General features: G+C 50.1%; 14 protein-coding genes. 10 read left to right on the top strand and 4 right to left on the bottom strand.

Annotated elements, in window-relative coordinates:
• The 4 genes from B2899_RS12545 to B2899_RS12530 all read left to right on the top strand — a co-directional run.
• A partial coding sequence (locus B2899_RS12545; RefSeq protein ID WP_286886225.1) for a transketolase C-terminal domain-containing protein occupies nucleotides 1-619 on the top strand: 619 nt, incomplete at its 5' end.
• A gap of 1 nt (nucleotide 620) precedes the next feature.
• Nucleotides 621-1,487: a 2-oxoacid:ferredoxin oxidoreductase subunit beta gene (locus tag B2899_RS12540; protein WP_146810690.1), complete on the top strand. Its 867-nt coding sequence runs from the start codon at nucleotides 621-623 to the stop codon at nucleotides 1,485-1,487.
• Between the two features lie 112 nt (nucleotides 1,488-1,599).
• Nucleotides 1,600-2,340, top strand: a complete 741-nt coding sequence (locus tag B2899_RS12535) for an MBL fold metallo-hydrolase (RefSeq protein WP_286886223.1) — start codon at nucleotides 1,600-1,602, stop codon at nucleotides 2,338-2,340.
• Nucleotides 2,337-2,921 (top strand): class I SAM-dependent methyltransferase, encoded by a 585-nt coding sequence (locus tag B2899_RS12530; RefSeq protein ID WP_349679050.1) that lies wholly within the window; start codon nucleotides 2,337-2,339, stop codon nucleotides 2,919-2,921. The genes B2899_RS12535 and B2899_RS12530 overlap by 4 nt, the downstream gene beginning before the upstream one ends.
• Nucleotides 2,922-2,966: 45 nt before the next feature.
• On the opposite strand, the gene B2899_RS12525 is transcribed toward B2899_RS12530, so the two are convergent.
• Nucleotides 2,967-3,398, bottom strand: a complete 432-nt coding sequence (locus B2899_RS12525; RefSeq protein ID WP_286886221.1) for a hypothetical protein — start codon at nucleotides 3,396-3,398, stop codon at nucleotides 2,967-2,969.
• A 34-nt stretch (nucleotides 3,399-3,432) separates the two neighbouring features.
• Between B2899_RS12525 and B2899_RS12520 the strand changes: the two genes are divergently transcribed.
• The 6 genes from B2899_RS12520 to pheA all read left to right on the top strand — a co-directional run bounded on the left by B2899_RS12520 (nucleotide 3,433) and on the right by pheA (nucleotide 8,764).
• Nucleotides 3,433-3,795 (top strand): response regulator, encoded by a 363-nt coding sequence (locus B2899_RS12520; protein WP_146810684.1) that lies wholly within the window; start codon nucleotides 3,433-3,435, stop codon nucleotides 3,793-3,795.
• A gap of 40 nt (nucleotides 3,796-3,835) precedes the next feature.
• On the top strand, nucleotides 3,836-4,294 hold the full coding sequence (locus tag B2899_RS12515) for a chemotaxis protein CheX (protein ID WP_286886219.1): 459 nt from the start codon (nucleotides 3,836-3,838) through the stop codon (nucleotides 4,292-4,294).
• Nucleotides 4,295-4,568: 274 nt separating this feature from the next.
• Complete coding sequence (locus tag B2899_RS12510; protein WP_146808356.1) at nucleotides 4,569-5,873, top strand: homoserine dehydrogenase; 1,305 nt, start codon at nucleotides 4,569-4,571, stop codon at nucleotides 5,871-5,873.
• Nucleotides 5,873-6,931 (top strand): threonine synthase, encoded by a 1,059-nt coding sequence (gene thrC, locus B2899_RS12505; protein WP_146808357.1) that lies wholly within the window; start codon nucleotides 5,873-5,875, stop codon nucleotides 6,929-6,931. The genes B2899_RS12510 and thrC overlap by 1 nt, the downstream gene beginning before the upstream one ends.
• A 1-nt stretch (nucleotide 6,932) precedes the next feature.
• A complete protein-coding gene (gene thrB / locus B2899_RS12500) occupies nucleotides 6,933-7,874 on the top strand; it encodes a homoserine kinase (protein WP_286886216.1) in 942 nt (313 codons plus the stop codon).
• Nucleotides 7,875-7,879: 5 nt separating this feature from the next.
• Nucleotides 7,880-8,764: a prephenate dehydratase gene (gene pheA / locus B2899_RS12495; protein WP_146808359.1), complete on the top strand. Its 885-nt coding sequence runs from the start codon at nucleotides 7,880-7,882 to the stop codon at nucleotides 8,762-8,764.
• Nucleotides 8,765-8,831: 67 nt separating this feature from the next.
• Here pheA and B2899_RS12490 read toward each other — a convergent pair whose 3' ends face one another.
• The 3 genes from B2899_RS12490 to B2899_RS12480 all read right to left on the bottom strand — a co-directional run.
• The gene (locus tag B2899_RS12490; protein ID WP_286886214.1) at nucleotides 8,832-9,584 is read right to left on the bottom strand and encodes a YebC/PmpR family DNA-binding transcriptional regulator; all 753 of its coding nucleotides are present in this window, start codon (nucleotides 9,582-9,584) and stop codon (nucleotides 8,832-8,834) included.
• 113 nt (nucleotides 9,585-9,697) lie between these two features.
• Nucleotides 9,698-10,690, bottom strand: coding sequence for a phosphotransferase (locus B2899_RS12485; protein ID WP_170230111.1), 993 nt, complete (start codon nucleotides 10,688-10,690; stop codon nucleotides 9,698-9,700).
• A 249-nt stretch (nucleotides 10,691-10,939) separates the two neighbouring features.
• The coding region (locus tag B2899_RS12480) for a hypothetical protein (RefSeq protein ID WP_286886210.1) at nucleotides 10,940-11,414 on the bottom strand (475 nt) is incomplete at its 5' end.

Below are 11,414 nucleotides of genomic sequence, written 5' to 3'. Positions count from 1 at the left end.
AGTTGAACCGCTCGATCAGAGCCGCGTGGAAATCCGCCGCGGTAAGTACCTGGGCGGACAAGAACTTCCGGAGCTGGAAGGCGAAATGTTCAAGCGCTATGAAGTAACGGAAGACGGCATTTCACCGCGTGTTGTACCGGGACAAAAACACGGTATCCATCATGTAACAGGCGTTGAGCATACAGACACGGGACGTCCGACAGAAGATCCGGTTATCCGTGTGAAGCAAATGGACAAACGCCTGCGTAAGCTCAACAATCTGAAAGTGGATACGCCGGTATACAAAGATGCACCGAACGAAGAAGCAGACCTGCTTGTTGTAGCCATGGGCGGTATTCGTGGCGCGGTTACCGAAGCAAAAGAACGTCTGGAAGCCGAAGGTGTGAAAGTGAACCAAGCCCATGTTCGCCTGATTCACCCGTTCCCGGCTGCTGAAATGAAGGAACTGATGGAAAAAGCGAAGAAAGTGGTCGTTATCGAGCACAATGCAACAGGTCAATTGACTGACCAGATCAAACTGCACGTAGGAATGACCGACAAAATTAACAGTGTGTTAAAATATGATGGTAACCCGTTCCTGCCTGGCGAGATCTACAATAAATGCAAGGAGCTGTTGTAAGATGGCAACATTTAAAGACTTCCGCAATAGCGTAAAACCGAACTGGTGCCCGGGCTGTGGTGACTTCTCTGTACAAGCAGCAATTCAGCGCGCCGCAGCAAATGTAGGCCTTGAGCCTGAAAATCTTGCAGTCGTATCCGGTATCGGATGTTCCGGACGTATCTCCGGCTACATCAATGCATACGGCGTACATGGCATTCACGGCCGTGCGCTTCCGATTGCGCAAGGTCTGAAAATGGCAAACCGTGAACTGACAGTTATCGCTTCCGGCGGTGACGGTGATGGCTTTGCGATCGGTATGAGTCACACCATTCACGCGATTCGTCGTAATATGGATATCACATACATCGTTATGGATAACCAAATCTACGGTCTGACAAAAGGTCAAACATCTCCGCGTTCGGCAGAAGGCTTCGTAACGAAGTCTACGCCGAAGGGATCCATCGAGCCTTCCATGAAGCCGCTTGAGCTGGCTCTTGCAGCCGGTGCAACATTCGTGGCGCAGACGATGTCCAGCGATCTGAAAGGCATGACCAGTCTGATTGAACAAGGTCTGAAGCATAAAGGTTTTTCGCTGATTAACGTATTCAGCCCGTGTGTAACATTCAACAAAGTGAACACGTACGATTGGTTCAAAGAGCATGTGAAGAATCTGAGCGACATTGAAGGATACGATCCGCACAATCGCATCGCCGCTATGCGCGTACTGATGGAAACAGAAGGTCTGGTAAACGGTCTGATTTACCAGAATACAGAGCGTCAGTCTTACGAAAGCATGGTAAAAGGCTTCAAAGAAGAAGGTCTTGTAAAACAAGACCTGACGATCGAAGAAGCGAAATTCCAGCAGCTTATGGCTGAATTCATGTAAGCAAACAACACAAGCACCAACTGTCATCCGACGGTTGGTGTTTTTTTCATTTGCCTGCTTTTTTGCTACTATGTCTATATGCAGCCAAATTCAATGGAAGGAAGGACGAGAGATGAAGCTTACTGTACTGGGATACCAGTCGCCGGCTCCGGGACCGGGCGGGGCGACACCGGGGTATTTGCTTGAGACGGAGCAGGGAAAAATTTTGATTGACTGCGGCAGCGGCGTCTACGCGCAGCTAATGAAATACATTCGTATCGAAGAGCTCACAGCTGTCATCATATCGCATTATCATCACGACCATATCTGTGACATACCTATTCTGCAATACGGTGTCATGATGTCCTCGGTTTTCGGCAGGCGAAGCGGTACGCTTCCGGTATACGGGCCGCCGGAGCCGCAGGATTGGGCCCAAAAAATGAACTACCAAAAACACACCCGCCTGAATTCGCTGAAAGAAAATAGTGTGCTTTCTATTGCCGGTGTGGATCTTTCTTTTCTGCGTACCGACCATCCGATTCTGTGCTATGCGATGAAGATTACGGATGGAAGAAAAACGATTGTGTACGGCGCAGATACAGGGCCGGGCACAAACTGGCAGGGATTTGCGGATGGATGCGATTTGTTTATCTGTGAAGGTACATTTACCACGGAATATGTTCCTCAGGGAAAGCGCGGACACCTCTCTGCACGGGAAGCAGCCCTGACAGCGCAGCGCATTGCAGCCAAACAGCTACTGATAACGCACATATCACCGGACATTGATCGCACTTTATACGAACGTGATGCAGCGAATGGAGGATTCAATGGCAATTGGGAACTGGCGGATATCGGGCAGGTGATCGAATTGTGAAAACGGCACATCCTACTGCGCGCGCCCGCTTGCCGCGCGTGACGGAGATGGCGCACCGGCTGCTGGCAGAACGTATTACAGCGGGTGACACGGTAGTAGATGCTACGGCAGGCAACGGTTATGATACGCTATTTCTGGCCGGTTTGGTGGGGGAGACGGGACGCGTATATGCGTACGATATACAGGAGGCGGCCATTAGGGCTACGGCAGAGCGGCTGGATGCGGCAGGTGTGCGGGATAGAGTAATATTGCGGCATGCTTCACACACGGCCATTGCTGAATTACGTGATTCTCTACAGGCGGTTGTCTTTAACCTGGGCTATTTGCCTGGTTCAGACAAAGGCGTGATTACACAGGCTGATTCTACGCTGCAGGCCGTACAGGCTTCTCTCGAACGTCTTGCACCGGGCGGCATGGTCTTGCTTGTCGTTTATCAGGGACATGCCGGGGGAGAGCAGGAAGCTGAGGCGTTAGAGGCTTATACACGTAAGCTTTCTCCCCGGGATTATCTTGTATTGAAGTATGAATACATTAATCCTGACAACCGTCCACCATATATCCTGGCCATTGAGAGAAAGTGACCACGCGGCAAAGAGGGATACGCCATGGCGTACCCCTCATTTATTTTATGCCCGGTTTCCTGGCAGACCCGCTTTCTGCTGAAAAGGAACTTTGACGTTTTTAAAGCCGGCATTATGCGGTGTAGGCTGGTGTTTCTGCGTATGTGCCTCCCGAGCGCGCGGTTTTCCGGGTGGCTTATACAGTTCCGTCGCAAATTCGGCTCGAGCAAAGTCCTGTTTATTGCGGAAAATGTCATGGTTATTTGGCATCATGGTCACCTCCAGGTTTTTTCGGGGCGTACTTGTAGTATATCCCCCTGTAGAGGAGGCATGGGTGTTAATATTTTCATCAGTTGCTTGCTTTACACGCAAAGGAGGTGATATGAGAAAAATCAGGAATTGTATTTTGTTCATGTTTTTTTTTGGTTGAAACATTTCGAATAAATGGGTATAATCGCCTAGTAAAGTATTATTATCAGATCTTTGTAATAAAATCAACCTCAGCAATCTGAAGGCCCGAGGAGGAAGAAAAATGAGCAAACGTATTTTGATTGTAGATGATGCATCCTTTATGCGGATGATGATTAAAGGCTTTTTAACGAAACACGGATATACGATCGCGGACGAAGCCGCGAATGGGATGGAAGCAGTGGAAAAATATAAGCAGACAACGCCCGATCTTGTTACAATGGACATTACCATGCCTGAGATGGACGGTATCGAAGCGGTAAAAGCTATTCGCCAGATGGATCCGAATGCAAAGATTATTATGTGCTCTGCAATGGGACAGCAAAACATGGTTGTACAGGCTATTCAGGCCGGGGCGCGTGATTTTATTGTTAAACCTTTTCAGGAAGACCGGGTAATCGAAGCCATCAAAAAAGTTCTTACATAAAGAAAGATGTTAGAATAATGCAATAAATAGGGGGGGGAGCATGCAGGCAAATCAAATTAATGCAATCTTGTCCGGTACGCGCAGCGTATTGGAGGGGCACCTTGGAATGCAGGTAAGTTCAGGGAAACCGACGCTGCAGGTCAACCCGGTGTTTTCCGGACAGATATCAGTTATCGTGGGGATGACGGGAATGCTGAAAGTGGATTTGATTCTTGGTATGACGCAGAAGGCGGTTTGTGCCATTATCAGCAAAATGTTCGGAGGTATGGAGATACAGGAAATCGATGATATGGGATGGAGCGCATTCTCCGAGTTTGGCAACTGGGTAGGAGCGGCCTGCTGTACAGAGCTAATTAACAACGGATACGAAGTGAATATTACGCCTCCGATTATTAATGAGGGCGAAAGCAAGTTTCGTTCTGTGCACAAATTTATCAGCATTCCATTTCAGGTCGATGAGAATGAAATTATGGTGCATGTAAGCGCACAGCAATCATAGTGGACGGGCCGCCTTAGTGGTGGCTCTTTTTTGTGTATTTGGAACTGTTTTATAGAAAACGATCATGGCATCTCAGCCGCAACCCCGACATGAAAATCATAGGAAGGCCAGCTGACTTTAGTGGTACGAAGGAAAAGAGAGAAGAGAACGAGAGGATGATTTCAATGTGGAAAAAGGCGAAGGCCTTTTTTTCCTGGATCTTTTTTCCTCTTCTCCTCTTTCTTTTCTCATGATTTTTACAGAAAAACAAACAAATTTCTGAGGAGAGATGAGGATGCAAAAAAATACGGTAAAAGTAGGACTGATGGGCCTTGGAACTGTCGGCACGGGCGTCGTGCGTATCGTACAAGGACACCAGGAGGATTTACAGAAGCAAACAGGGCTTTCCATCGAAATTGCGAAAGTGCTTGTTCAGGACGTAGAGAAAACGCGCAGCTTAACGCTCGATAGAAATATGATTACGACTGATGCGGCAGAGTTGTTCAGCAATCCTGACATTGACGTCATTGTCGAAGTCATCGGCGGGATTCACCCGGCGAAAGAGTACATTCTTAATGCGCTCGAAAACGGCAAACACATTGTCACGGCCAATAAAGACTTAATGGCGCTGCATGGCGCAGAAATTCTGTCCAAAGCGCAGGAAAAAGGCTGCGATGTATTCTACGAGGCGAGCGTGGCCGGCGGCATTCCGATTCTGCGTGCGCTGGTAGAAGGATTTTCGTCCGACCGCATTACCAAGATGATGGGGATCGTGAACGGTACGACCAACTACATTATGACCAAGATGAGCCAGGAAGGCGCCGACTATGCGGAAGTGCTGAAAGAAGCACAGGCGCTTGGTTACGCGGAGTCCGACCCGACGGCTGATGTGGAGGGCCATGACGCGGCGCGCAAAATGGCCATTCTGAGCACGCTCGGCTTCCATGTAGACATGAGTCTTGAAGATGTGGATTGCCAGGGGATTTCAAAGGTAAGCGCGGAGGATATTTCCTACGCGAAAAAGCTTGGCTACGAGATTAAATTGCTTGGTATCGCACAGCGTGACGACGAGCTGATCGAAGTGAGCGTGCAGCCGACGCTTGTGCACCATACGCACCCGCTGGCTTCCGTAAACGGGGTATTTAACGCGATTTATGTACACGGCGAAGCCGTGGGAGAGACGATGTTCTACGGACCGGGCGCGGGTGAGCTGCCAACGGCGACCGCAGTCGTATCGGACCTTGTAACTGTCGTGAAAAATATGAAGCTCGGTGTAAACGGGCGCGGCAGCGTCGCACCGTACCGCGAGAAACAGCTTAAAACAGACGATCAGATCGTCTCGAAATATTTCCTGCGTCTCATTGTGGATGACAAACGCGGAGTGCTTGCGCAAATCACTCGCATTCTTGCCGATCATGATGTAAGCTTAGAACAAGTCCTGCAGCAGCCGTACAACGGAGGTAAACAGTCGGAAATCATTCTGATTACGCACCATGCATCACGCAGAAACATTTTTGAAGTCCGCAAGCAGTTTGAAGAACTTACAAGCATCTCTGAAGTGAAGAGTCTGTATCGTGTAGAAGGTGGGGAGGAGAAATAATGGCTGGCATTATCGAACGCTACGCAAAACATTTACCGGTGACAGAGAAAACACCCCGGCTGACATTGCATGAGGGAAATACACCGCTTATTTTTGCACCGAAATTATCAGAAGAATTGGATTTGGAGGTTTATTTCAAATATGAGGGGCTGAATCCGACCGGATCATTTAAGGATAGAGGCATGGTGATGGCGGTAGCGAAAGCTGTGGAAGAAGGAAGCCATACGATTATGTGCGCCTCGACCGGAAACACGTCCGCAGCGGCTGCGGCTTATGCGGCCCGCGCTAACCTGCGCTGTATCGTGTTAATTCCGAACAACAACATCGCGCTTGGCAAGCTGGCGCAGGCCATGATTTACGGGGCGGAGATTATCGCAATCGAAGGAAACTTCGACCAGGCGCTAAAAATTGTACGCGACATCTGCGAGAAGCACCCGATTACGCTGGTGAACTCGGTTAACCCGTACCGTCTGGAAGGCCAGAAAACGGCTGCGTTTGAAATCTGTGATACGCTTGGGAAAGCACCGGATGTTCTCGCCATTCCGGTAGGAAACGCAGGAAACATTTCTGCATACTGGAAAGGATTTAAAGAATACTATGAAGCAGGAGTCGTGGACAGTAAACCGCGCATGTTCGGATTTGAAGCGGAAGGAGCGGCGGCTCTTGTAAAAGGGGAACCGATTGAACAACCGGAGACGCTTGCGACAGCCATCCGCATCGGTAACCCGGCCAGCTGGGATCTAGCGTTGACCGCCCGGGACGAATCAAACGGGCACATTGATTACGTAACGGATGAAGAGATTGTGGAAGCGTACCGGAAACTCGCGTCCATGGAAGGAATCTTCGCAGAGCCGGCATCGGCGGCATCGCTTGCCGGACTGATGAAGATGCGTAAGCTGGGCCGCATTCCGGCCGGACAGCAGGTCGTATGCGTGCTGACAGGCAACGGTCTGAAAGACCCGAACATTGCTCTGAAGTCTGTCGGCGTAGATCCGGTCGTAGTGGAAAGCACGGAAGAAGCGGTGCTTGGCATTATTACCCAGGGAGCGGGTGTGTAAGGTGCAGAACGGAAAGGTAAAAGTGAAAGTACCGGCCAGTACGGCCAACCTCGGGCCGGGCTTCGATACCATCGGCATGGCTTTTCAACTTTATACGACCATCACGCTGGAAGTGGCGGACACGACAGTCGTCCGCCTGCATGGCCCGAACCTTTCCGGCCTTCCCACGGATAAGAGCAACCTGATTTACCAGATTGCGGCCCGTGTATTTGAAAAAGCCGGGCTTGCGGTACCGGAGATCATCATCGATGTAACCTCAGATATTCCGTTGACAAGAGGATTGGGCAGCAGCGCTTCCGCGATTGTCGGGGCACTGGTCGCCGCAAATGAGCTGGCAGGCAAGCCATTTACAACGGATGAGCTGTACTATATGGCTACGGAGGAAGAAGGGCATCCGGACAATGTCGGTGCTTCCTTCTTCGGAGGTGTCATTGTGGCGCTGATGGAGAAAGACCACGTACCTTATGTGCGTTTTCCGGTACCTGAGCATCTCGAAGCGATTGCCGTCATTCCGGAGTTTATGCTGTCGACGGAGAAAGCCCGGGACGTGCTGCCGTCTATGTACAGCCGCCAGGATGTGGTATATACGGCGAGCCATACCGGCGTGCTGGTAGGGGCGCTTGCGACGGGCAATTTGTCACTGCTTCGCACGGCGATGAAAGACGTCTTTCATCAACCGTACCGCGTCCCCCTTGTGCCGGGGTTGGATACAATCCTTGCGGAAGCACACGGGTACGGAGCGGTGGGCGCAGCATTGTCCGGTGCGGGACCGACCATTATCGCTCTGGTCGACAAGCGGAAGCCGACTGACGCGCTTCAGGCATTTATGGTGGGAACACTGGCTGAATACGGCATTGGCTGTACGATCATGCGCCTTGTCCCTGACGAAACCGGCGTGCAGGTAGAGCACTTCTTTTCCGGCGTGACTGAACAAAGGAGCTAACAAGTATGGAGAGAACGTTTGCATTTTTAGGCCCGCGCGGCACAAATACAGAAGAAGCGGCGCGTCTGATTTTCCGGGAGGAAGACGACGTATTTCGCCCGTACCGTACTATTCCGGATTGCCTGGAAGCGGCGGCGGACGGCAAGGTGAATTATGCGGTTGTTCCCTGGGAGAATTCGTTGGAGGGATCTGTCAACCTGACGCTCGATTGGATCATCCATAAAATTAATCTGCCTATCTTAAGTGAATTGATCATTCCGATCTCACACCAGTTGTCCTGTGCAAAGCGCGAGCATCCGCTTGCGCTTTCGGACGTTACGAAAGTATTGTCCCATCCGCAGGCCATCGCGCAGTGCCATAACTATCTGCGCGATTACTTGCCGCATGCTGAGATCGAATATGTCAGCAGCACGGCGGAAGCGGCACGCCTTGTCAGCGAGCATCCGGAAGAGCCGTGGGTGGCTATTTCGGCGATGCAGGCGGTGCATTCGTACCCGGTTATGCTGCTGGCTGAAAATATTGAAGACACGGAAAACAATTTCACCCGGTTTATCGTACTGGGAGAGAAGCCCTTGGTACTGCCGGATTCGGAGAAGCACAAGACGACGATTCTCGTTACGATGCCTTCCGATTTCCCCGGTGCGCTGCACCAGGTGCTCTCCGCGTTTGCATGGCGGCGTATCAACCTGTCGCGCATTGAATCCAGGCCAACGAAAACCGGTCTTGGCAACTACCATTTTGTGATTGATATTGAACAGAAGATGGATGACGTGCTGCTTCCGGGCGCATTTGCTGAGATGGAAGCGCTTGGCTGCCAGGTACGCTTCCTTGGCACATATCCAGTATTTATCAAACAGCGTAATGGTGCTGAATTATCCCTTCGCTCATAAAAAATAGAATACAGCTATGTAAGAAAAAAGAAACGGAGGAAATAACATCCTCCGTTTTTCCAATTGCTTATTGAATTTTCGCCATTTCTTCTTCATCGATGTCAAAGTTTGCGTATACGTCCTGCACATCGTCGTTGCTTTCAAGCATTTCCATAAGCTTCAGCATTTTTAATGCATCATCGCCGGTCAATTTAATTGTATTCTGCGGAATCATTGAAATTTCGGCCGTATCCAGTTCGTAACCCGCTTCTTCGAGCGCGGTGCGCACCGTTTCAAAATCTTCCGGCGAGCTCTTAATCTCAAAGCTTTCCTCGGATGCCTCAAAATCTTCCGCTCCGGCATCCAGTGCCGCCATCATAACAGAGTCTTCGTCCAGGTCGGTATCTTCGCGGCTGATTTCGATCAGACCTTTGCGGTCAAACATGAAACTGACGCAGCCGGATTCACCCAGATTGCCGCCGTTCTTCGTGAAAATGTGACGTATATCGGCTGCCGTGCGGTTCCGGTTATCCGTCAGGGTCTCTACCATTACGGCCACACCACCCGGTCCGTATCCTTCATAAATAATCTCTTCGTATGTGACACCGTCCAACTGTCCGGTTGCTTTCTTAAGTGTACGTTCGATATTATCATTCGGAATATTGGCTTCTTTTGCTTTCGCAATTGCAGTTTTCAGGCGTGAGTTCGTATTCGGGTCCGCTCCGCCTGACCGCGCAGCTTGATAGATTTCTTTCGAGATTTTCGTAAAAAGCTTCGCCTTCGCCGCATCCTGGCGACCTTTACGATGCTGAATGTTTTTCCACTTGGAATGACCCGCCATGCATCAAACCCTCTTTCTCTCGTATTCCGTGCGCGTCCGGCGCACTGCACAAAAATCCAACTCTCAGTGTAGCACAAGAAAAAGAAAAGAGCAAAGCGGCTTTTAGCAAAATCTCACGTATAAATGAAATGTTCATACCCCGCGAAGAAGCGTTCCCTGCGCCGCCAGTTTTTCATAATGATTGCCAGATAGTACTCAACACGGCTGGCCTGAAAGTTCTTGCGCTTTTCGAATACGCCGGTCACTTCGCGCATGTAATTATCGGGAAAGCGCAGCAGAAGAAAGATAAGTGCCACCTGCGCATCCGATAAAGGGCGAATCTGCCGGTATGCCTCGATCGCTTCGTTAAATATCGATAAGTCCCATTCCTGCAGGACAAGCGCACGGTTAATGAGCTGGATAATGTCGACCAACGGTGTGTCATAGGCGGCCGTATCCAAATCGATAATGGAGCTGCGGATGCCGCTCAGCAGAAAGTTATGGCTGGCCAGATCTTTGTGTGCAACGTGCTGTTGATAAAATGAATTCGCATATTCGACGGCAAGCGCAGATTTTCTGGCAATATCAAGTACATATTCAGCCTCCTGAAGGATAGAGGGAGCACCGTTTTGTATAAGATTCGTCAGGCGATTTTGTCTGACACTTCCATTTTGGATTTGGTTATAAATTTGAACAAAACTTTCATATCGCTTTTCCCATTTAACAAGTAAGGGTACACCTTCTTCCGGTGGCGGACCTCCCGGAATATGCATGCTGTGCAGATGAAATTCTGCCAGTTTTCGCAGTGAATGTAAAATATCCATTCTATGAAAATAGCTTCCTTCTCTGCCGGGTATTCGCTCCATAGCCGTCACGTAGCTATTCTTCCACTTAAAAACCGGGACGTTCTGGATGGTCGGAATGTAGCGGACGACATCATGGAAGCCGCGCTGGTGCAGCGTTTGAGAGAGATAGGTGACCCAGGCCGCTTTTTTAAATTCGGTATAGCCTTTTATAACCCAGCTGCCGCGATTTGTATCGCAGAGCCAGACGGTACGTTTCGGCCTTATGCGCGTGACGCGGCAATGGTACATTTTTTCGATTGCGGCGGCTAATTCTTGGCTCATAAGCCTCCTCCTGTCATAAATACATAGAAAACGACCATGGCGTCTCAGCCGCGACCCCGATAGGAAAATCGAGGGAAGGGCGGCTGACGTTTGTGGAAGGGAAAAGAGAGAAAAGAACGAGAATACGATTCAATGGAGAAAAAGGCGAATGCCTTTTTCTTCATCAGATCTTCTTTCCTCTTTCCCTCTTTCTTTTTTCCTTATTTTCATATGAAAAAGGCGGGCTCTTATCTGAGCCCGCCCGGACGGTTAGCAATGCGACGAGCTGGAAGCGGAACTGCTGTCCTGGCAGCCGCAGCTGTCTTTGTAGATTTGTGTTGGCATTGTCATCTGCGGATAGCAACCATACGGGGCATAGGCAGACCCGTAGGACGGCGCCATTATATGCGGATGTGCCGGCATCATGGGCGAATATGTGTACGGATTCATAATATTCGCCGTAGCGGACGGATATCCTCCTGGCATTCGGCAAGCTCCGCAGCCTGTTCCTATATGACCGTGTCCACCATATGGCATGATTGATTGCATTGTTGGCAGTTGAGCAGACGGCATCATGGGTGCTTCTTCATAGTGGGGAGAGGACGAGTCGTCTTGCACCGTATCTTTTTTTGTCGGTATTTGTTCATTGGACATCATAGGGAGCTGTTCATTCGGCATCGGCTGCGTGGCGGGCAGTTGAACATTCGGCGCCATAGGAAGCTGTTCATTCGGCATTGGCTGCATG

Source organism: Aneurinibacillus sp. UBA3580, assembly GCF_002375825.1.
GTDB lineage: Bacteria > Bacillota > Bacilli > Aneurinibacillales > Aneurinibacillaceae > Aneurinibacillus > Aneurinibacillus danicus.
Note: the sequence above shows the minus strand (reverse complement) of the source record. Positions and strands in the feature narration are given on the sequence as shown.